We start from the raw sequence: 20,833 nt of genomic DNA, 5'->3' as shown, positions 1-20,833 counted from the left end.
ATCAGGCAGTTACGCGTTCAATGGCATCGATGAGCTTCGCAGGATCGAACGGCTTGACGATCCAGCCGGTAGCACCGGCCTGACGGGCGCGGTTCTTCTTCTCTGCGTCGCTTTCGGTCGTCAGAACGAGGATCGGTATGGCCCGGTACTTCTCGTTGCGACGCACACCCTCGATGAAGCCGAAACCGTCAAGACGGGGCATGTTGATATCGGTCACGATGACGTCGGGGTTGCTCTGCTCCAGCACTTCGAGACCCTCAATGCCGTCTTCGGCCTGAATTGTCTCGAAACCGGCATTGTTGAGCGTGACCAGGAGCATGTTCCTGATCGTTCTGGAGTCATCCACGGTAAGAACTTTTTTCTTCACTTCTTGATCTCCTTCAGGAGCAAATGATCGATTTCGACGCCTATCAGTTTCATGGTCTTGTCGAATGCATCGGACACTCTGGCAAAACCGAACGGCTTGCCGTCCTCTTCCCAGGACTTCGCACCGGCCATCAGCACCTGGGCGCAAAGCGCACCGATACGTTCCACCTCGGACGCATCCACCGACAAAGGTGCTCCTCTCAGCGTCATCAGCTTGCCGTGCAGCGCCGATGCCTCGTTGAGATCCAGCACCGGTGACAGTTTCAGCGTCGCCTCAGCTGCTTTTCTGGCTGCCATTACATGACTCCTTGGCGTCTGAATTGTTGGTAATCCTGGCCGTAATCCGTGCGGTTATCCGCACGGGCCACAAATGATGTGTCCTGCCGAGCCGTAGCGGCGACAGCTGCCGCCTGTCCCTGACGGGCAATGCGGAATTCGCGAATGGTGCGGCCGAGTTCCAGAATGACAGTGTGAAGCGTATCGGCCTCCGAGGAGCCATTGCCCATATCGGCAAGGTTCCGGTCGGCCTGTCTTTGCTGTTCACCGATGTCGGCAGCGACTGATTGCAATTCGCCGGCGTGCTCTGCCGCGTGCCGGGAGACCTCGGTGATCATGTCGTTGATGCCGGATACCTGCCGGACAACACCGCCGATTGCGTCCTGCGTGCGGTTGACCATGTGCACGCCGCCTTCGACCTGCTTTTTCGTGGAGCCAACGAGGCTTTTGATCTCTCTTGCAGCGTCTGCGGAACGCTGGGCCAATGCCCGGACCTCCTGCGCGACAACCGCAAAACCGCGTCCGCTGTCACCGGCGCGTGCCGCCTCGATGCCGGCGTTGAGGGCGAGAAGGTTCGTCTGGAAAGCGATCTCGTCAATCGTGCCGATGATCCGTCCGATCTGCTCGGCGGATTGCTCGATATCCGACATCGCGTTTATCGCCTCGCCGATTGCCTTGCCGCTTTCGACCGCCGCATCACGGGCATGGGAAACCGCCGTCTCCGCCGCCGAAATGCGGGCGCCGTTTTCGGCCACATCCCCGATCATCATCTGGATCGCACGGGAGGTCTCGGCAAGGGCTGCGGCCTGTTGGCGGGAGCGCTCCGCCATGGAGCGGCCAATGTCGGCAAACCGCGCGCTCAGCGCCTCGGCCTCGCCGATGCTGTTTTGCGCCGATGTCAGTGACGCGCCGATCGTCTCGAGTGCCGCATTGAAAGTGGCAGCAACGTCGCGGTAGGCGTCGGGCACGTCGCCGCCGATGCGGGCCTGCAAATCGCCTGCGGCAAATGCCGTCAGCGCTTCGCCCAGCAACTTTGCGGCTTCAGAGCGGTCATTGTCGCGCTGTTCTGCCAGTTCCCGGCCATGGCGCAGGCGCAATTCATTGAAGCGCAGCGATACGGCAATCTCGGTATCGACCATCACCAGACGGACGACGTTCTTGACGGCTTCCGCCAGTTCGCGGCTCTTTTTGCGGTTGCCGGGCAGGATGGAGCGCGGCGCGTGTTCAGTCACCAGACCGCCCAGCAGATGTTCCAGAACGACGGCATGGCTGGCGATCTGCCAGCGCGGATCGAGACCCATGCGACCGGCATTGTCGGAAAGCACTTTCACCCGCTCGGCATAAAGCCCATCGAAACGCGCATCGGTCAGCACGCTCCAGTGCGAGGATTGCAAATCGTGCAGGCGGTCGAGCTGGTTTTCGCTTTCGAAAGACGGCGAACAGTCCGGCATGGACTGGAAACGGTTCATCACATCGCGCAGGCCGGCCTTCACATAAGGCTCCAGCATGCTGCGATAATTGCGCAGGAAATCGGATTGCGTCTCGTCGAGGCCGGCAAAGCGCAACCGCCCCGCCAGGCTTGCGCCTGCCGATCTCCGCGCTTGTTCTGATGGCAAGTCCTGCCCCAACCGACGACCCCAATAATATGACGGCCGGTAAAACCCGGCCAAATGGCAAGGTTCAGAACGCCAGCACCCTTAAGGGGGATTTTTGAACGAACATACCCATCGCGGACGATGCGGCATCGACGCTTGCCTGACCTTCTTGAACCAAGAAACGAAATACCGGATCGGGCCCGGTACGGCAGTGCGGCGTCATGCCTGGAAGGGGAGATAACCCCATTCCGCCGTGGAAATACCATCAATCTTTATGGTTAATTCCTTGCTTGAAAGTTAAGAAACATCAGCAGCGGCGTCAAACGGTAAAATTTGTAAAAGCTTTTAGCCATTGTCGCCCCTACTTTGCCGCAAACGGGCAAAAACGAAAAGGAATCGGACGCGACGGGCGGTTTTTCCAGCCTGTGCGCTGGACAAGCGTGTCCGCCTTCCCCTAAAACAAATCAACGGGATATTCGCTCAGCGGTGATGCTTTAGAGAGACCTTTACGATCAAGGAGATGCCAACTTGTTATGGATGGAGAAATGCCGCTGTTCAAGGCGCCATCCGCAAGTGTTGATCGGTCTTGTGGTTGCGAGCCTGCTCGTCATCATCGGCTTTCAGGCACCATCCGGCATCAAGGCAATCTCAAAGACCAGCCGTCTGGAACGATTGCAGACGGCTGACCTCAGCCACTCCCCCTCGCTTCGCGATAAGGACTGCACCACCGGCGACGATCACGGCTGCAAGGCCCGCAACGGTGCTTCGGGGCTTCGCCCCGTCGGTTTTCCCTCGACCATCCTGCGGATTGTGGCTGATGCCACACCGGCCGTCACACCTGTTGCCATCGCGCCACAAACTTTCCGAGACTTTGCGAACGTGGTTCCAAGAGCACCTCCGCATATTATCTCTTAGTCATTCCGGCGGTCCTCATCATTCGGTTTCTTGCGAACCTTGAGGGATCGGAGTCGTCGGAAACCCGCCGTAGGCTCCAATTCCAGAGAGAAAACCGCCGCCGCATATGACACTTGCAACCGTTCTACCATTTATTGTCGCATTGCCGTTTGTCGGCGCTCTCATAACGGCCTTCATGCCGCGCGAAGGCGCGGCCGCAAGCGCGGCCTACGTAGCAAGCGCCGTAGCCCTCTTCGGCCTGGTCGGCAGCATCCTTCTTTATCCAAATGTCAGTGGCGGTGGCGTGCTGAAATACGATGTGGAATGGCTGCCGCAACTGGGGCTTAATTTTACCCTGCGGCTGGATGGCTTCGCCTGGATTTTCGCGATCCTCATTACCGGCATCGGCCTGCTCGTGGTTCTCTACGCCCGATATTACATGTCGGCCCAGGACCCTATTCCACGGTTTTTTGCCTTTTTGCTCGCCTTCATGGGCTCGATGCTCGGCATAGTGCTGTCCGGCAACGTCATTTTGCTGTCGATCTTCTGGGAAATGACCAGCATCTTCTCGTTCCTGCTGATCGGCTACTGGCACCAGAACGCCGGCGCGCGCGATGGCGCCCGCATGGCGCTGACCGTGACCGGCATCGGCGGCTTCAGCCTGCTCGCCGGGCTTCTGATCCTCGGCCACATGGCGGGAAGCTACGATCTGGACAAGATCATCGCGGCCGGTGCCGATATCCGCGCCCACTCCCTTTATCTGCCGGCACTTATTCTCATCCTTGGCGGCGCGCTGACGAAAAGCGCACAGTTTCCGTTTCATTTCTGGCTGCCCAATGCCATGGCGGCGCCCACGCCCGTTTCCGCCTATCTGCACTCGGCCACCATGGTGAAGGCCGGGGTTTTCCTGCTGGCGCGGTTCTGGCCGGTGCTGGCAGGCACGCCGGAATGGTTCTGGCTAGTGGGTGCTGCAGGCGTCATCACCCTGCTGCTCGGCGCCTATTTCGCCATGTTCCAGCAGGATCTGAAGGGCTTGCTCGCCTATTCGACCATCAGCCATCTGGGGCTCATCACCACGCTTTTAAGCCTGGGCAGCCCGCTTGCGGCGGTTGCGGCGATCTTCCACATGGTCAACCACGCCACCTTCAAGGCATCGCTGTTCATGGCAGCCGGCATCATCGACCATGAAACCGGCACGCGCGACATGCGGCGACTGAGCGGGCTTTACACCTATATGCCGGCAACAGCGACGCTCGCCATGGCGGCGAGCGCTGCAATGGCCGGCGTGCCCCTGTTCAACGGCTTCCTCTCCAAGGAAATGTTCTTTGCCGAGGCGGTAGAAACCCACGCAGACTCGCTGCTCGACCGGGCTTTGCCATACGTCGCGACGTTGTCAGGCGCTTTCGCCGTCGCTTACTCGCTTCGCTTCATCCACACGGTCTTCTTCGGTCCCAAGCCGGTTGACCTGCCGAACCCCAATCCGCATGAGCCGCCGCGCTGGATGCGTTTCCCGATCGAGTTCCTCGTTTTCGCTTGCCTGATCGTCGGCATCGTTCCGAGCCTGTCGATCGGCCCGTTCCTGCATTCGGCCGTGCTTTCCGTTCTCGGCCCGCAAACGCCCGTCTACAGCCTGTCGATCTGGCACGGTTTCAACCTGCCGCTCATCATGAGTATTGCGGCACTCGGCGGCGGCGTTGCCATCTATGCCCTGCTCGGCGGCTATTTCTCGCGCTGCAACGACGGCCCGCCGATCTTCCGGCATCTTCGGGGACAGCGCATCTTCGAGCGCATTCTCGTCACCGTGTCCTGGAAGTGGGCGCGGTGGCTGGAAAGCACGCTCGGCACCCGGCGCCTGCAGCCGCAGCTGAGGCTTCTGATCCTCGTGGCGCTTCTTGCCGGTTTCTCGCCGCTTTTCCTCTCGGAATTTTCATTGTCGCTGCCGCGCGTGACGTCCTTCGATCCGATCTTTGCCATTCTGTGGCTGATCGGCATGATCGCCGCGCTGGGTGCCGCCTGGCAGGCGAAATATCATCGTCTCGCCGCACTCATCATGCTCGGCGTCTCCGGCCTTGTCACCTGCCTCACATTCGTCTGGCTTTCTGCACCCGATCTCGCGATCACCCAGTTGCTGGTCGAAATCGTCACCACCGTTCTGATCCTGCTCGGTCTCAGATGGCTGCCGAAACGCTTCGAGAAGGTGGACAGCAGCGATGAATTGCCGGCGCAGCTTCGCCGCGCCCGTGACTTCCTGCTGGCCGCAGCAAGCGGCATTGGCATGTCCGTCATCGCCTATGCGGTCATGACCCTGCCCGTGCCGAACGCCATCGCGACCTATTTCCTTGAGCGCGCTTATTCGGAAGGCGGCGGCACCAATGTCGTCAACGTCATCCTCGTCGATTTCCGCGGCTTCGACACGTTCGGCGAAATCGCGGTGCTGGCGATCGTGGCGCTGACGGTCTTTGCGCTGCTTCGCCGTTTCCGCCCTGCGCATGAAAGCATCGGGGTGCCGGAACAGCAGCAGATGCAAAACGCCTTCGATGCGGAGCGGCCCGACCGCAGCAAGGGCGATACGGTGCGCGACTATCTCTATGTACCGTCCATCGTCATGCAATGGATGTTCCCGGTTATCGTCACCTTTTCGATCTTCCTGTTCATACGCGGCCACGATCTGCCCGGCGGCGGCTTTGCGGCCGGCATCACCATGGCAATCGCGTTCCTGCTGCAATATCTCGCCGGCGGCGCGCGCTGGGCGGAGGATCGCATCCGCATCCTGCCGCTGCGCTGGATGGGCTTCGGCCTTCTGATGGCGGCGGCAACCGGCATGGGGTCCTGGTACTTCGGCTATCCGTTCCTGACCTCTTATTTCCAGTACACGGAGATACCCTATATCGGCAAAATGCCGACAGCATCCGCCTTGCTGTTCGACCTCGGCGTCTTCTCGCTGGTCGTCGGCTCCACCGTTCTTATTCTTATAGCACTGGCACACCAATCGTTGCGTAACTACCGCGTTCGCACGCCTGAAGCCGCAAAAGCGGAGGACGTGTAATGGAACTCATTCTTTCAATCGGCATCGGTATCATGACCGGCTCCGGCGTCTGGCTGATCCTGCGCCCGCGCACTTATCAGGTCATCGTCGGGCTTTCGCTGCTGTCCTATGCCGTCAACCTGTTCATCTTCGGCGTCGGCGGCATCAAGACCAATGCGCCGCCGGTGCTGGTGAACGGCGTCGACAGTTCCACGCTTGCCGACCCCGTGCCGCAGGCGCTGGTGTTGACGGCAATCGTCATCGGCTTTGCGACGACTGCGCTGTTCCTCGTCGTGCTTTTGGCCGCCCGTGGGCTTACCGGCACCGACCATGTGGACGGGAGGGAATCGAAATGATGTCGTTCCCCTTCCACATCGTCATCGCGCCCATTCTGGTGCCACTGATCACCGCAGCCCTCCTGTTGTTCTTCGACGAGCGCCAGCGCGTGGCGAAGGCCGCCATCAGCCTTGCCTCGACCGTGATATTGCTTGTTGTCGCCATCCTGCTGTTTCGCGAGGTGAACTCGACGGTCAATACCGAGATTGCGGCGGTGGTTTCGAGCGGGGTCTATCTGCTCGGCAACTGGCCGGCGCCCTTCGGCATCGTGCTCGTTGCCGATCGCCTCTCCGGGCTGATGGTGCTTTTGACGGCACTGCTTGCCATTCCCTCGCTGATCTATTCGCTGGCGAAATGGCATAAGGCAGGCGCGCATTTCCATTCGCTGTTCCAGATGATGCTGATGGGCGTTAACGGTGCCTTCCTGACCGGTGACCTCTTCAACCTCTTCGTTTTCTTCGAGGTTATGCTCGCGGCATCCTATGGTTTGCTATTGCATGGCTCCGGTCAGCAGCGCGTCAAGGCCGGGCTGCATTACATCGCCATCAACCTCGTCGCCGCATTGTTCTTCCTGATCGGCGTCAGCCTCATTTATGGCGTCACCGGCACGCTGAACATGGGTGACCTTGCACACCGCATCGACGGCCTCAACCCGGACCAGCGCATGCTGCTTGAAACCGGCGCTGCGGTTCTCGGCATCGCGTTCCTGGTCAAGGCTGGCATGTGGCCGCTGAATTTCTGGCTGCCTTCCGCCTATGGCTCGGCTTCAGCACCTGTCGGCGGGCTGTTTGCGATCATGAGCAAGGTCGGCATCTACGTCATTGCCCGCCTGTCCTTCCTGCTTTTCGGGCAGACGGCCGGGGAATCGGCCGGTTTTGGTCATGATGCCCTGCTTGTCGGCGGTATCGCCACCATCATCTTCGGCGCCATCGGCGTTCTTGCCTCGCAGGCGCTTGGGCGGCTGGCCGGGTTTTCGGTTCTGGTGTCCTCAGGAACGCTTCTCGCCGCCATGGGCACCGGCAATCCCACGGTTGCAGCCGGCGCGCTCTATTATCTCGTCAGCTCCACACTCACCATCAGCGCTTTCTTCATGCTGATCGAACTGGTGGAACGCGGGCAGGATGCTGGCGCGAACGTTCTTGCCGTAACCATGGAAGCCTATGGCGAGGGCGAAGAGGAGGAAGAGGAAGAAGAAGTCGGCGTAACCATGCCCGGCACCATGGCAGTGCTCGGGGCGTGTTTTGCAGCCTGCGGCATTCTCCTCGCCGGTCTGCCGCCGCTCTCGGGCTTCATCGCCAAATTCTCCATGCTGACCGCCATTCTCAACCCTTCGGGGCTGGGGGCCGATGACACCGTCTCCACCCTTTCCTGGTGGCTGGTCTTCCTGATTGTCTTTGCAGGTTTCGCCTCGCTGATCTCAATGACCCGCGCGGGCATCCGCACCTTCTGGGCCTCCCTCGAAGGCACAGTACCGCGTGTTCTCGTCATCGAAATAGCGCCCATCATGCTGCTGCTCGGACTGACGCTCGCCATGACCGTGCAGGCGGGGCCGGTGATGCGTTACATGCAGGAGACGGCGCGTATTCTCGATCTGCCGGCCAGCTACATTCAGGGCGTCATTTCCGCCCCGAGAGCGGGAACCAATCCGGAGGCGCAGCCATGATAAGCCGTGTCCTGCCCTACCCGCTGCTGACGGTGTCGCTGATCATCTTCTGGATGACGATCAACAGCTTTTCAGCAGGACATCTGCTGCTTGGCACCGGTGTGGCCCTTATTGCCTCCTGGGCTATGGCGTCTCTCCGGCCGGCAAAACCGCGCATCCGCAACTGGCACAAGCTCGTCAAGCTGATCGCGATCGTGCTTTACGACATCGTCCTGTCCAATATTTCCGTTGTGAAGATCATTCTGTTCCAGCGCGAGAGAGACCGCAAATCCGGTTTCCTCGCGGTGCCGCTCGACATTCGCGATCCGATGGGATTGGCCGTTCTGGCGACGATCCTCACCTCGACACCGGGAAGCGCCTGGCTCGAATATAATTCCAGCCAGGGCACGCTTCTGCTTCATGTTCTCGACGATGAGGATGAGGCGGCCTGGATTAGCCTCATCAAGAACCGATATGAAAAACTGTTGATGGAGATATTCGAATGAGTTCGATTATCCTTTTCTGGTCCTTTTCGCTCGCGCAGCTGATGCTCGCCATCGCCATGACGATTTCCGTCTACCGCATCGCCATCGGCCCGCGCGCCCAGGACCGGGTGCTCGGCGTCGACACGCTCTATGTCAACGCCATGCTGCTTCTCTTGACCTTCGGCCTGCGCACCGGCAACGACATCTATTTCGAGGCCTCGCTGCTCATCGCAATCCTTGGCTTCGTCTCCACCGTTGCCCTTTCCAAATTCATGATGCGTGGCGAGGTGATCGAATGACCAATGCCGCAGAATTTCCGCTCTGGGCCGCCATTCTGGTGGCGTTCTTCGTCCTTCTGGGCGCCTCGCTGACGCTGATCGGCACCATTGGCTTTGCCAAGCTCAACAGCTTCTACGAGCGCCTGCACGCACCGACGCTCGGCACCAGCTGGGGCACCGGCGGCATCGTCATGGCCTCCATCATCTATTTCTCCGTCTCCGGCGACCGCTTCGCCTTCCACGAGATTTTCATCGGCATCTTCGTGACGGTGACGACGCCAGTGTCGCTGATGCTGCTGGGGCGTGCCGCGCTTTATCGGGACCGGGCGGAGCAGAATTCGGACAATCGGGAGCATCTGTAGCACCGCGGACTCAGACAAGTTTTGCGTGAATTACCTTCCTGAAGGTCAAGGAAACTCTCCTGCGACGGGCTGTTCTCACGCCGTTGACGACATCCGATTTTCGCAACGGAATTTCATGAGTCCAATCGTAGCGGCCGGCATCTCCAAGCAAGACGACGGAGCAAGGCTGAAGTACAACGCTTCCAATGTCCGGTCCGCGCAATTCGCGAAACACCATTTCACACGCGGATAAAAGGCTTATCGAAACTATCGTGTCGTCAAAGCACGGAACACAGTCGACATGCGCGCTGATGCCCTGTCCGGGGAGATATTCGTTTGCGATGACCTGATCGGGCAAACTCCTGCAGTATCCTGTTTCAACCAGACGTTCTGCAAAGATTTCCAGCCACGCCGGCAACTTGCCCAGATAGGCATCGGCGGTAACAGCGCGCGCTTTATAATCGTACCGGTAGCCAAAATGCTGCACGCGACGCTTCAGCTCCGTGTTCCATTCACCAGCGTCAAGCATCGCCATAACGGATGCCTCCTCCCCTGAAGAAAGGAAGTCATCAAAATACATGACGCCAGGCGGCAGATGAGAGGCGCTTATCCGATGATCCACTTGCGGGCAGCTTTCCGATTGTTGGACAAGTAGGCAGACGTAACGCATCGAGTTACATCGTCCGCGCTAAAAACCGATGACAACGGAAGCAATCTAATCCTTGCCAGCGCCGATCAGACGGAGGAGGCAACACGCATTCAATTCATGAAAAAATGAAATTGAGAAGAATGGTGCCCGGAGGCGGATTTGAACCACCGACACGCGGATTTTCAATCCGCTGCTCTACCAACTGAGCTATCCGGGCACTTCAGGTCCTTGAAGAACCTCCGCTTTTGGCGGGCGGGGCTGTTTGGTGCCCCGAAAGTGAGCGGGGTTATAACATCTTGTTCGGACATGGCAAGCGCCATAGCGAAGTTTTTTGACAGTTTTTTCACGGCGCCTGTGGATGGCTTGAATGCGTGCGCGGTGAAGGCCTTATCGTGGCTGGAAACGCGCTATCCGCAATCCGCCAGACCTGATCAACAACAGTTAGGTGGCGGGTTCAGGCGCGGCTGATCCGGGCGAGCGGCGGTTGTGGGCGGCTTGGGGCAATTATGCCCCCTCCCTGCGCCGTGCGGCAAGTCCAAGCGCAAAAGGCACCACAGCCACCAGAGCGGCCATGACGGGTGAGGACGCGAAAATGCGGCTGGCAAGCGACGTGACTGCAACGGAGCGCACAACCATCATCAGGCGCGAATTCTCGTGGTCTTTCTCGTGCCTGATATCTGCGGGTTTGTGGCGGGTTGGATGGGACGCGGATTCCAGCTTTTTCACATCGCGGCGCAGCTTTTCCAACTGTTTGCGAAGGTCGTCCAGTTCCGCGCGTATCGACTGGTCCACCGTAGCGGAAGCACGCGCCTCTCGGACAGCGGGCTTTTCTGCCTCTTTCTCCGCAGCTTCTTCATCAAGTTCAGCCAAGTGGTCGTCAAGGTCCGATGGTTTGTCGAAACCATGGGATCGTAGCGATGTCTTCATTGCAGTCTCCTGAAGCGTCCTGAATTGCGGCACCGGGCGCGCATCGCCCGTTCACGCCTTCTCAACGCCCCAGCAGGACAAAGGATGCACATAAAGCGACAGTATCGGCACGATAGGCCGATAAAAAAACAGGCCCCGAAGGGCCTGTTCATTTGTGTGTCTTGAAGGCCTATGCCGCTTTCGCGGTGCTGCCATAGGGATCGAAGCGACCGTAGAAGGTCTCGCCCTTGGCGGCCATGTCCTTCAGAAGTGGCGTCGGCTTGAAGCGTGGGCCATAGGTCTCGCTCAGCTTCTCGGCCAGCGCCACAAAGGTCTTCACGCCCATGCCGTCGATATAGGAGAGAGCGCCGCCGGTATAAGGCGCAAAGCCGAAACCGAGGATGGAACCGACATCTGCTTCACGGGGGTCGGTGACGATGCCCTCCTCCACGGTGCGGGCGGCTTCCAGCGCCACGGTGACCAGAAAACGCTGTTTCAGCACTTCCATATCCACATCCTCCGGCTTCTGCTGAGGATAGAGATCCTTCAGGCCGGGCCAGAGGGACTTCTTGGCGGGCTTTGGCGGGTAGTCGTAAAAGCCCTTGGCGTTCTTGCGGCCAAACCGGCCCTCGCCTTCCACCAGCTTCCTGACGAGTTCCATATGGCGCGGATCGACAGCCTTGTCACCGAGATCGGCGACGGTTGCTTTCAGGATCTTGTAGGAAAGATCGATTGCCACTTCGTCGTTCAGCGCCAGCGGGCCGACCGGCATGCCGGCGAATTTCGCGGCGTTTTCGATCATGACGGGCGGTACGCCCTCGATCAGCATGTCGTAGCTTTCCGCCATGTAACGCAGCACGCAGCGATTGACGAAGAAGCCGCGCGTGTCGTTGACGACGATCGGCGTCTTCCTGATCTTGGCCACATAATCCAAGGCGACGGCCAGCGCCCTGTCGCCCGTTTCCTTGCCGAGGATCACTTCCGTCAGCATCATCTTCTCGACCGGCGAGAAGAAGTGGATGCCGATGAAATCCACCGGGCGCTTGGAGTTTTTCGCAAGCCCGGTGATCGGCAAAGTGGAGGTATTGGAGGCGAAAATTGCTCCTTCAGGCAACACGGCTTCCACGGCCTCGATGACGGCCTTCTTCACGTCGCGGTCTTCGAAGACGGCCTCGATGACGAGATCGGCGTCGGAGAGCGCCGCGTAATCCGCTGTCGGGGTAACGAGGTCAAGCAAGGCCTTGCCTTCATCCTGCGTCAGTCTGCCCTTGCCGATGGCGGCCTTGACGCTTTCCTCGCAATGGCCCTTGCCCTTGTCGGCGGCTTCCTGATCGCGGTCCACCAGCGTGACGGGGATACCGGCTGCGGCGGTGACATAAGCAACGGCAGCGCCCATGAAGCCCGCGCCGACGACGCCGACCTTTCTGAACTCCGTCTTCGGTTGGCCGACCGGTCGGCGCGCGCCTTTGCCCAGTTCCTGCATGGAAACGAACAACGAGCGGATCATGCCGAAGGCTTCCTTCGAGCGAAGGATTTCGGTGAAATAACGCTGCTCCACCTTAAGCGCCGTATCGAAGGGCAATTGCAGGCCCTCATAGACGCATTTCAGGATAGCAAGTGCTGCCGGATAGTTACCGGCGCTTTCCCGGCGCAGGATCGCCGGAGCGGCCGGCCAGAGCTGGGCAGCGGCCGGCGTCCAGATGCCGCCGCCGGGGGCCTTGAAGCCCTTTTCATCCCAGGGGGCAACCGGCTTCAGGCCGTCCTTGATCATCTGCTTGGCAGCGGAAATGAGCTGATCCGGCTCCACCACCTGATGAACCAGCCCCATGGCCTTGGCGCGCGCGCCGGTCAGCGACTGACCGGTGGTCATCATCTGCAAGGCGGATTGCGCATCAGTCAGGCGCGGCACGCGCTGGGTGCCACCGGCACCGGGAAAGATGCCGACCTTGACTTCAGGAAGGGCGATCTTGAGGCTCTTCGCATTCGACGCGACGCGACCGTGGCAGGCGAGCGACAGCTCGAAAGCGCCGCCCATGCAGGTGCCGTTGATGGCTGAGACCCAGGGCTTGCCGTTGGTCTCCAGCTTGCGGAACAAGCCGGTCATGCGGCCGACCAGTTCGAACAGCTTGGCGGCTGCCTGATCCGGGTCCTTCGCCTTCTCATCATTGTAGAAGGAGAACATCGACTTGATCATCGAAAGATCGGCACCGCCGGAAAACGTGCTCTTGCCGGAGGTGAAAACCACGCCCTTGACGCTGCTATCGGCGACAGTTGCGTCAACTATGGCGTTCAGTTCGTCCATCACCTCGGAAGTGAAGACATTCATGGACTTTTCCGGCATGTCCCAGGTGACAATGGCAATGCCGTCTGCGTCCGTCTCGATGGTGAAATTGGTATAAGTGCTCATCTTGGGATTCCTCTTCCCTGAATTTCGTTTCGCCGGACTTCCCGATCCCTCATTCCTGTGCCTGTCACAGGAACCCAGTCAGCCCAAGTCTTTGGGCTGGAAGACTCTTGCGCGCCGCAGACGCGGCGCTGCTGGATCCCTGTGACGAGCACAGGGAAGAGGAGCCTGGGGTTAGCCCTCCGTAACTCACACGCGCTCGATAACCGTCGCTGTGCCCATGCCTGCACCGATGCAGAGCGTGACCAGTGCGGTGTTCAGATCGCGCCGCTCCAGCTCGTCCAGTACCGTGCCGAGGATCATCGCTCCTGTCGCACCCAGCGGATGGCCCATGGCGATTGCGCCGCCATTGACGTTCATCCTGTCGTGGCTGATGTCGAAGGCCTGCATGTAACGCAGCACGACGGCGGCGAAGGCCTCGTTGAGTTCGAAAAGATCGATATCGGCAAGCGACATTCCGGTCTTCTTCAGAAGCTTCTCGGTCACATCCACCGGGCCGGTCAGCATCAGCGCCGGATCGGAACCGATATTGGCGAAAGCCCTGATGCGGGCACGCGGTTTCACGCCCATAGCCTCGCCGCCCGCTTTGGAACCAACCAGAACGGCGGCCGCGCCATCGACGATACCGGACGAATTTCCAGCATGGTGCACGTAGTTGATACGCTCCACTTCCGGGTGGGCCATGATGCCGACGGCTTCGAAGCCGCCCATTTCACCCGGCATCTGGAAGGATGGGTTGAGGGAAGCCAGCGCCTGCATGTCCGTGCCGGGGCGCATATGTTCGTCGCGATCAAGGATCGTCAGGCCGTTGCGGTCCTTCACGGGGATGACGGACTGGTTGAAATAGCCCTTTTCCCAGGCATGTGCGGCGCGCTTCTGGCTCTCGACGGCATAGGCGTCGACATCGTCACGGGAAAAGCCGTATTTGGTGGCGATGAGATCGGCCGACACGCCCTGCGGCATGAAAAAGGCGGGGAAATTGACCGAAGGGTCCATGTACCAGGCGCCACCAGACATGCCCATGCCAACGCGCGACATGCTTTCCACGCCGCCGGCAATGACGATATCGTCGGAGCCTGCCTTGACCTTGCCGGCTGCGAAGTTGATGGCATCGAGACCTGAAGCGCAGAAGCGCGAGATCTGCATTCCCGGTGCCTTGTTGGAATAACCGGCCTCGAAGGCGGCGGCTTTCGGGATCACCGCGCCGGCATCCATGACAGGATCGACGCAGCCCATGATGATGTCATCGACAGCAGACGTATCGAGCCCGTTGCGGTCGCGGATGGCTTCCAGCGTCTTGGCGGCAAGGCGAACGGAGGGCACCTCATGCAGGCTGCCATCCTTCTTGCCGCGTCCGCGCGGGGTGCGGACATGGTCATAAATGTAAACGTCGGTCATTAACTCTCTCCCTCGGCGCGTGACACGCCCTGTCAGAATGCGTCCGCAGCCAGTTCCATCATGGTGTCCGCGCCGGTTTCGATGCGGGCCTTGCGCAGCGCCGTTTCCGGCATGATGCGCTCCATATAAAACTTCGCCGTGACAAGCTTGGTCTTGAGGAAATCCTCGTCCGAAGTGCTGCCTGCCGCAAGGGCTTCGCTCGCCGCCTTCGCCATGCGGGCCTGCATGTAACCCAGCACCACAATGCCAAAGAGATGCATGTAGTCGGTAGAACCGGCACCGGCATTGTCGGGCTTGGCCATGGCGTTCTGCATGAACCACATGGTTGCGGCCTGCAAGTCGTTCAAGCCCTTCTTCAGGCCCTTGGTGTAGAGGCTGAGCTTTTCGTCGGCGCGGTTTTCCTCGCAGAAATCGCCGATTACCTTGAACAGCGCCATGACGGCACGGCCGCCATTCATGCCGAGCTTGCGGCCGACCAGATCGAGTGCCTGAATGCCGTTCGCACCCTCATAGATCATGGTGATGCGGGCATCGCGGACATATTGGCTCATGCCATGTTCCTCGATATAGCCGTGACCGCCGAAGACCTGCTGCGCCATGACGGCATGGTCGAAACCCTTGTCGGTCAGCACGCCTTTGAGGATCGGCGTGACGAGGCCGAGCAGGTCGTCTGCCGCTTGGCGCTGCTTTTCGTCAGCGGCGCGATGGGCGATGTCGGATTGCAGCGCCGTCCACAGAAGGAAGGCGCGACCAGCCTCGTTATAGGCCTTGATAGTCATCAGCGTGCGGCGGATATCCGGGTGCACGATGATCGGATCGGCCTTTTTATCGGGGAATTTCGCGCCAGACAGCGAACGGCCCTGAACGCGCTCGCGGGCATATTCGACCGCGTTCTGATAGGCGATCTCACCCACGGACAGGCCCTGAAGGCCAACGCCGAGTCGAGCCTCGTTCATCATCACGAACATGGCGGAGAGACCCTTGTTCTCCGCACCCAAGAGATACCCCGTCGCATCGTCATAGTTCATGACGCAGGTGGCGTTGCCGTGGATGCCCATCTTGTGTTCGATCGCGCCGCAGGTGACGCCGTTGCGCTCGCCGAGCGAACCGTCTTCCTTCACGAGGAATTTCGGCACGATGAAGAGCGAAATGCCCTTGGTGCCTTCCGGCGCGCCTTCGATGCGGGCAATCACCAGATGGACGATATTATCAGTCATTGAATGTTCACCGGCCGAAATGAAGATCTTCTGGCCGGAAATCTTGTAGCTGCCGTCGCCCTGCGGAACTGCTTTTGTGCGCAGCAGGCCGAGATCGGTGCCGCAATGGGGTTCCGTCAGGTTCATGGTGCCGGACCATGTTCCCTCGACCATCTTCGGCAGATAGGTTTCTTTCTGCTCCTGCGTGCCATGGACGAGGACGGCAGCGATGGCGCCCTGCGTGAGGCCGGGATACATCATCAGCGACAGGTTGGCAGAGGACATGTATTCGCCAATCGCCGCATGCAGCGTATAGGGCAGCCCCTGCCCGCCGAATTCCGGCGGAACGGCAAGGCCGATCCAGCCGCCTTCACAATAGGCGTCGTAGGCCTCCTTGAACCCATCAGGAACGGAAACCGAACCATCATCTGCACGCTTGCAGCCCTGTTGATCGCCAGACAGGTTCAGCGGGAAAAGCCGCTCCTCGGCAAGTTTTGCCGCCTCGCCGGTAATAGCCTCGATCATGTCGGGGGTTGCATCCTCGAAGCCGGGCAGGTTGTTATACCGCTCGAGGCCAAGAACGTCGTTCAGAATAAAAAGCGTGTCTTTAACTGGGGCCTTGTAAACAGGCATTACCGATGTTCCTCCGCATCGTGAAAGCCGGAGCCGATCCGGCCGATATGGGATGACAATATTTGACGTGCGCGTAAACGTCAAATAAATTCCGGTCGAATGTCATGGCCCTTTTTCCGCGCAATGCTTGGCCAGCCCCACGCGAAAACGTCACGCGCCGCAAAAGTTAAAAAATTCCAACCATAGTTAACCACTTCTTTACCACGTTTCGTGAATTCTCCGACACGAGGTAACTGCTTCGTCAATCGAAGCATTTTCCTCCATGGGGGCAAATACCGGCTCTAGAATTGCTGCATGTTGTGCGACGGCATTATCAGGCGGGTAGCCGTTGCAACAAACACCGGGCACGCCGGACGGAAGCGAAGCGAGCGAGAAGATGAACGGATTGCGATCGAAAAACCAAAGCCCGAGCGACAGGTCGTCTCTTGATGCTCTCAATCGCACCATTGAAGGCCTTGAAGCCCGCATCGAAGGGCTGATGAGCCAGAAATTTCCGCGCGACCCTCGGGCCACGACAGCTGAGCCGAAAAACGAGGCCCATGCCGCGCCGCGCGAGCCACGTGCCACCGTCACCCCGCCGCAACTCGACCCCGTCAACGAAATCCGCCAGCGCCAGCGCCTCCTCGAGGCAAGCTTCCAGCGCCCGCAGGAGCCCGTTGCGCGCCCGGAACGAACCATTACCAGACCGCTTGCGCCTGAATACCGGCCGAACGACGTGCAGAACGCGGCGGCCAACCCCGCACCGCGCGCGCGCTCCATCCCGCCCTATCAGGAGCAGCAGCGAAACGACGCGGCCTTGCAGGAGATCGCGCAGGCGCTCGTCAACCTGCGGCATGAGCTGAAGCACGATATCTCAGAGGGCGTGGCGCGCGAAGCGCAAGGGCTGCGAGCCGAAATCCGCAATATTCGCGCGATCGCGGAAGACCAGCAGTTCATCGGCGACCTGCGCGACGATATTGCAAGGCTTGCCGGCAGCATCGACCAGCTCGGCAATCTGGCCTCTCCAGATGCCTACGGGCTGCGCAATGAATTCGATGACCTGCGCCTCACCATCGACCAGCTTGCGCGTGAAGACAGCGTACATCGGATCGAAAGCCGCTGGAACACCGTGGAAGACACGTTGCGCGGCTTCGACACGGCCTCGCTGCAGGACGAAATCGTCTCGCTCGCCTATCGTCTCGACGACATCAAGACCCAGCTCGGCGGCATGAGCAACAATCCCGCCGTGCGCGTGCTTGAGGAAAAGCTAATCACCATCGCAAGCGCGGTGGAGCAGCTCGGCAAGCATATGCAGCCGAACGAGGCCGCCTTTACCGAACAGTTTTCCGGTCTGGACCAGCGACTGGATGAAATCAGCCGCGCCATTGCCGCCACTGGCGCCCGCTCCAACAATGCACAGGCCACCGACAACGCACTGGCACAGCGGCTGGAAACCCGCCTGAACGGCCTTGCCGAACAGCTCGGTGATATCAACCGTATTGCCGCCGCAAAGCCCGATCCTGCTGTGGATCTCACCGCCCGTCTTGAAACGCTGGCCGCCAAGATCGACGAATTGAGCACGGCGCGCGACGCCGCACAGCTGCACGAGCGGCTGGACCAGCTTTCCCTGCTTCTGGAGCGTTCGCAGCGCCCCTCACAGCAGGCGGAACTGACATCGTTCCTCAGCGACATTTCCCGCAAAATCGACGCGCTGGATCACGGCACCGTCAATGACGGCCTGGCGGAACGGCTCGACACGCTTTCTCGGCGCATCGAAGACCTCGACTATCGCTACAGCCAGCCTCAGCCCATTGCTGGTTTCAACGAAGGCACTTTTTCGCGCCTGGAAGAACGGCTTGGCGATATCGCGGCCCGTCTGGACGAGACCGCCCATGCCGCACCCGCCGACAGCGGCGCTTTGCTCAGCCTCGAAAACCAGATCGCCCATCTCTCCTCGCTAATCAGCCAGCCGGGTCATCACCAGCCGGCGGGCATGTCGCCGGAACTCGATGCCCGCATGTCGGCGATCGAGGACTACATGGCGTCCAACGATGAATATATCATCGAAGCGGCGCGACAGGCGGCCGAGGCCGTTCTGGACGCCTTTACGCGCAACAATGTCTCCTCCGGCGCAAACCTCGCCGATATGACGATGCTGACCGATCTTGCCACCGATCTGCGCAGCCTCGAGGCACTGAGCCGTAACACGGAAGAACGCACGCACCGCACCTTCGAGGCGCTGCACGAAACGCTGGTGCAGATTGCCGGCCGACTGGACAGCCTTGATAATCGCGCTCCCGCTCCCGCCTATCGCGAAGAGGCAGCGCCACGCAACGTCGCGCAGCACATGATCACGCCCGCCCGCGAAGACGTGGCCATGCCGGCCGCCATCTTCCCGCAAGAGGGCTACATCGCCGAAGAACGGCTTATTCTCGAAGACACGCGGGATGCCGGCGAAAACGGCGCGGATGCGATGGCAATCGTGCCGCCCGCCGCTGCAAAACCCGCGAGAGCAGAGAAAAAGAGCCTGCTTGCCGGCCTGACCAAGCGTTTCAAAACCGGCACGGCGAAGACCGCCAAATCGGCAGAGGAACCCCTATCGGCAACCACCACTCGCACGCAGGTGGAACCCGCCCCCTCGCTCGATCCGATCGACGTGCTGCCCGCGGGCCAGGAGAACGAACTTCTGGAGCCCGGCTCTGGCGCACCTGATATCAAGAAAATACTGGAACGGGTGCGCGCCAGCCAGGTCGCTTCCAGCGGCAAGGCGGCGGACGCAGAAGGCCGCACGGATTTCATCGCCGCCGCCCGTCGCGCAGCGCAGGCTGCCGCTATGGAAACTTCGCCGGAGAAGCTTGAGACCGGCAAGAAAAATCGCAAGCCCGACGCTTCGGCGCTTTCACGTTATCGTCGCCCGCTGCTGCTCGGCATCGGCGCCATTCTTCTTGCGATGATGGCCATGCCGCTCGTCAAGACGATGATGGGCGGCACGGAAGCCCCGGCACCGGTCATCGAAGAGAAGATGGGCGATGCTCCGGTCTCCGCACTTCCCGAGACCGGCCAAAAGGCCGTGACCATTCCGTCCGAACTGGCTATCGATCCGCAGGAGGCAGCATCCGCCGACAGCATCGAAAACGCAGCACCATCGGAAAACACTATCGATCCGCGTACCATTGGCGGAGCGCCGCTTGCCAATGAACCGCCTGTTGCCGATGCGCCCGCTGTGGATGCGGCGACATCAGGCACTGTCGCACAGAATGAGCCGCAGGCACCGGTACAGGCCGCTACCACGGCTACCGCCGCCCAGGGCGCGATTGCAGTTCCCGCCGGTATCGAGCCGGCATCGCTGGCAGAAGCCGCGGCGAAGGGCGACACGCAGGCGCTGTACGAGATCGCAGCACGCTACACCGAAGGTCGCGGCCTTGCCGCTGATCGCGCAGAAGCCGCGAAATGGTACAAGCTGGCTGCGGATCGCGGCCTTGCTCCCGCACAATATCGTCTCGCAAACCTTTACGAGAAGGCGAATGGCGTCGAGCGCAACCTTTCCGAAGCGAAGCGCTATTACACGCTGGCAGCCGAACAGGGCAATGCAGGCGCCATGCACAATCTCGCCGTCCTGCTCGCCTCCGATGCGGCCGGCCAGCCGGATTTCACCACCGCCGCGCAATGGTTCATCAAGGCTTCCGAACTCGGCGTCCGCGACAGCCAGTTCAACCTTGCCATTCTCTACGCACGCGGAAGCGGCGTGAAGCAGGATATCGAGGAATCCTACAAGTGGTTCTCCATTGCGGCCAAGGATGGCGACACGGACGCTGCCCAGAAGCGTGACGAGGTTGCGGGAGCGATGAACCCGCAGCAGCTTCAGAGCGCGCGTGCGAAAGCCGACGCATGGAAGGTCAAGCCGCTTTCGGAAGACGCCAACAGTGTCAACCCGCCCGAGGAATGGGCCGGCAAGGAGGGAGTAAAGACCGCTTCCGTGGACATGGAAAAGGCGATCCGCAACATTCAGGCGATCCTGAACAAGAACGGTTTCGATGCCGGCCAGCCCGACGGCAAGCTTGGCAAGAACACGGTTACCGCCATCAAGGATTTCCAGAAATCCGTTGGCCAGACGCCCGACGGGCGCATCACCAACGAGCTGGTGACAGCGCTGCTCGCCCGCAACAAATAACCGTTCCGCAACGGATGAGGCGGCCTCCTCGGCCGCTTCCCCACAGTTTGGCGCCGGAATGTGGCGCTGCTCCCACGCCTGATCGCTATCTTTCCAAATTATCAACGTATTTACCGTTGAATGTTGACACGTCAGACCCTCGCGGGCATGACGGATGAAGGCTGGGCATGCCCGGTCTTTTCAGACAGAAAATGTAAATCGCGGCGCGGCCCCACACCCGGACAAGCCCTGCCGCCCGGAACCATTTGCCCGAGGTCCG

At 60.3% G+C, this 20,833-nt stretch carries 16 protein-coding genes and 1 tRNA gene; 8 read left to right on the top strand and 9 right to left on the bottom strand.

Features of this window, described 5'->3' with window-relative positions:
- Position 1 precedes the first annotated feature (1 nt).
- The 3 genes from cheY1 to CRO62_RS20195 are packed head-to-tail and all read right to left on the bottom strand — an operon-like array spanning position 2 to position 2,258.
- A complete protein-coding gene (gene cheY1, locus CRO62_RS20205; protein WP_003493773.1) occupies positions 2 to 367 on the bottom strand; it encodes a chemotaxis response regulator CheY1 in 366 nt (121 codons plus the stop codon).
- Positions 364 to 663 (bottom strand): STAS domain-containing protein, encoded by a 300-nt coding sequence (locus tag CRO62_RS20200; protein ID WP_013635450.1) that lies wholly within the window; start codon positions 661 to 663, stop codon positions 364 to 366. The genes cheY1 and CRO62_RS20200 overlap by 4 nt, the downstream gene beginning before the upstream one ends.
- Positions 663 to 2,258 (bottom strand): globin-coupled sensor protein, encoded by a 1,596-nt coding sequence (locus tag CRO62_RS20195; RefSeq protein ID WP_323455512.1) that lies wholly within the window; start codon positions 2,256 to 2,258, stop codon positions 663 to 665. The genes CRO62_RS20200 and CRO62_RS20195 overlap by 1 nt, the downstream gene beginning before the upstream one ends.
- Positions 2,259 to 2,774: 516 nt before the next feature.
- Between CRO62_RS20195 and CRO62_RS20190 the strand changes: the two genes are divergently transcribed.
- The 7 genes from CRO62_RS20190 to mnhG all read left to right on the top strand — a co-directional run bounded on the left by CRO62_RS20190 (position 2,775) and on the right by mnhG (position 9,259).
- The gene (locus tag CRO62_RS20190) at positions 2,775 to 3,152 is read left to right on the top strand and encodes a hypothetical protein (protein ID WP_097101482.1); all 378 of its coding nucleotides are present in this window, start codon (positions 2,775 to 2,777) and stop codon (positions 3,150 to 3,152) included.
- Between the two features lie 106 nt (positions 3,153 to 3,258).
- A complete protein-coding gene (locus CRO62_RS20185; RefSeq protein WP_097101480.1) occupies positions 3,259 to 6,177 on the top strand; it encodes a monovalent cation/H+ antiporter subunit A in 2,919 nt (972 codons plus the stop codon).
- Complete coding sequence (locus CRO62_RS20180) at positions 6,177 to 6,512, top strand: Na+/H+ antiporter subunit C (RefSeq protein WP_003514993.1); 336 nt, start codon at positions 6,177 to 6,179, stop codon at positions 6,510 to 6,512. Before CRO62_RS20185 ends, CRO62_RS20180 begins: the two co-directional genes overlap by 1 nt.
- A complete protein-coding gene (locus tag CRO62_RS20175) occupies positions 6,509 to 8,155 on the top strand; it encodes a monovalent cation/H+ antiporter subunit D (RefSeq protein WP_179784584.1) in 1,647 nt (548 codons plus the stop codon). Before CRO62_RS20180 ends, CRO62_RS20175 begins: the two co-directional genes overlap by 4 nt.
- Positions 8,152 to 8,640: a Na+/H+ antiporter subunit E gene (locus tag CRO62_RS20170; protein ID WP_003514990.1), complete on the top strand. Its 489-nt coding sequence runs from the start codon at positions 8,152 to 8,154 to the stop codon at positions 8,638 to 8,640. Before CRO62_RS20175 ends, CRO62_RS20170 begins: the two co-directional genes overlap by 4 nt.
- The gene (locus tag CRO62_RS20165) at positions 8,637 to 8,918 is read left to right on the top strand and encodes a K+/H+ antiporter subunit F (protein ID WP_003514989.1); all 282 of its coding nucleotides are present in this window, start codon (positions 8,637 to 8,639) and stop codon (positions 8,916 to 8,918) included. Before CRO62_RS20170 ends, CRO62_RS20165 begins: the two co-directional genes overlap by 4 nt.
- Positions 8,915 to 9,259: a monovalent cation/H(+) antiporter subunit G gene (gene mnhG, locus CRO62_RS20160; protein WP_097101478.1), complete on the top strand. Its 345-nt coding sequence runs from the start codon at positions 8,915 to 8,917 to the stop codon at positions 9,257 to 9,259. The genes CRO62_RS20165 and mnhG overlap by 4 nt, the downstream gene beginning before the upstream one ends.
- A 10-nt stretch (positions 9,260 to 9,269) precedes the next feature.
- Here the strand turns inward: mnhG and CRO62_RS20155 are convergent, their stop codons facing one another.
- The 6 genes from CRO62_RS20155 to CRO62_RS20130 all read right to left on the bottom strand — a co-directional run bounded on the left by CRO62_RS20155 (position 9,270) and on the right by CRO62_RS20130 (position 16,424).
- Entirely contained in the window at positions 9,270 to 9,773 is a 504-nt protein-coding gene (locus CRO62_RS20155) for an alpha-ketoglutarate-dependent dioxygenase AlkB (RefSeq protein ID WP_323455511.1), read from the bottom strand.
- A gap of 255 nt (positions 9,774 to 10,028) precedes the next feature.
- Positions 10,029 to 10,104, bottom strand: a tRNA-Phe gene (locus CRO62_RS20150).
- Between the two features lie 287 nt (positions 10,105 to 10,391).
- Positions 10,392 to 10,814 carry a hypothetical protein gene (locus CRO62_RS20145; RefSeq protein ID WP_097101475.1) on the bottom strand — a complete coding sequence of 141 codons (423 nt, stop codon included), beginning with the start codon at positions 10,812 to 10,814 and terminating at the stop codon, positions 10,392 to 10,394.
- A 169-nt stretch (positions 10,815 to 10,983) separates the two neighbouring features.
- The gene (locus tag CRO62_RS20140) at positions 10,984 to 13,200 is read right to left on the bottom strand and encodes a 3-hydroxyacyl-CoA dehydrogenase NAD-binding domain-containing protein (protein WP_097101472.1); all 2,217 of its coding nucleotides are present in this window, start codon (positions 13,198 to 13,200) and stop codon (positions 10,984 to 10,986) included.
- 186 nt (positions 13,201 to 13,386) lie between these two features.
- Positions 13,387 to 14,595 carry an acetyl-CoA C-acetyltransferase gene (locus CRO62_RS20135; protein ID WP_097101470.1) on the bottom strand — a complete coding sequence of 403 codons (1,209 nt, stop codon included), beginning with the start codon at positions 14,593 to 14,595 and terminating at the stop codon, positions 13,387 to 13,389.
- A gap of 32 nt (positions 14,596 to 14,627) precedes the next feature.
- Positions 14,628 to 16,424 carry an acyl-CoA dehydrogenase C-terminal domain-containing protein gene (locus tag CRO62_RS20130; RefSeq protein WP_097101469.1) on the bottom strand — a complete coding sequence of 599 codons (1,797 nt, stop codon included), beginning with the start codon at positions 16,422 to 16,424 and terminating at the stop codon, positions 14,628 to 14,630.
- Between the two features lie 376 nt (positions 16,425 to 16,800).
- Between CRO62_RS20130 and podJ the strand changes: the two genes are divergently transcribed.
- On the top strand, positions 16,801 to 20,574 hold the full coding sequence (gene podJ, locus CRO62_RS20120) for a cell division protein PodJ (RefSeq protein ID WP_097101467.1): 3,774 nt from the start codon (positions 16,801 to 16,803) through the stop codon (positions 20,572 to 20,574).
- Positions 20,575 to 20,833 lie beyond the last annotated feature (259 nt).

The organism is Rhizobium sp. AN6A, assembly GCF_900215635.1.
GTDB classification, from domain to species: Bacteria; Pseudomonadota; Alphaproteobacteria; order Rhizobiales; family Rhizobiaceae; genus Agrobacterium; species Agrobacterium tumefaciens.
Note: the sequence above shows the minus strand (reverse complement) of the source record. Positions and strands in the feature narration are given on the sequence as shown.

Excerpts from the sequence above, each read along its gene's own strand:
- CRO62_RS20200 (WP_013635450.1), bottom strand. The coding sequence starts at position 663 with ATGGCAGCCAGAAAAGCAGCTGAGGCGACGCTGAAACTGTCACCGGTG.
- CRO62_RS20190 (WP_097101482.1), top strand. The coding sequence starts at position 2,775 with ATGGAGAAATGCCGCTGTTCAAGGCGCCATCCGCAAGTGTTGATCGGT.
- CRO62_RS20185 (WP_097101480.1), top strand. The coding sequence starts at position 3,259 with ATGACACTTGCAACCGTTCTACCATTTATTGTCGCATTGCCGTTTGTC.
- CRO62_RS20180 (WP_003514993.1), top strand. The coding sequence starts at position 6,177 with ATGGAACTCATTCTTTCAATCGGCATCGGTATCATGACCGGCTCCGGC.
- CRO62_RS20175 (WP_179784584.1), top strand. The coding sequence starts at position 6,509 with ATGATGTCGTTCCCCTTCCACATCGTCATCGCGCCCATTCTGGTGCCA.
- CRO62_RS20170 (WP_003514990.1), top strand. The coding sequence starts at position 8,152 with ATGATAAGCCGTGTCCTGCCCTACCCGCTGCTGACGGTGTCGCTGATC.
- CRO62_RS20165 (WP_003514989.1), top strand. The coding sequence starts at position 8,637 with ATGAGTTCGATTATCCTTTTCTGGTCCTTTTCGCTCGCGCAGCTGATG.
- mnhG (WP_097101478.1), top strand. The coding sequence starts at position 8,915 with ATGACCAATGCCGCAGAATTTCCGCTCTGGGCCGCCATTCTGGTGGCG.
- CRO62_RS20155 (WP_323455511.1), bottom strand. The coding sequence starts at position 9,773 with ATGGCGATGCTTGACGCTGGTGAATGGAACACGGAGCTGAAGCGTCGC.
- CRO62_RS20145 (WP_097101475.1), bottom strand. The coding sequence starts at position 10,814 with ATGAAGACATCGCTACGATCCCATGGTTTCGACAAACCATCGGACCTT.
- CRO62_RS20140 (WP_097101472.1), bottom strand. The coding sequence starts at position 13,200 with ATGAGCACTTATACCAATTTCACCATCGAGACGGACGCAGACGGCATT.
- CRO62_RS20135 (WP_097101470.1), bottom strand. The coding sequence starts at position 14,595 with ATGACCGACGTTTACATTTATGACCATGTCCGCACCCCGCGCGGACGC.
- CRO62_RS20130 (WP_097101469.1), bottom strand. The coding sequence starts at position 16,424 with ATGCCTGTTTACAAGGCCCCAGTTAAAGACACGCTTTTTATTCTGAAC.
- podJ (WP_097101467.1), top strand. The coding sequence starts at position 16,801 with ATGAACGGATTGCGATCGAAAAACCAAAGCCCGAGCGACAGGTCGTCT.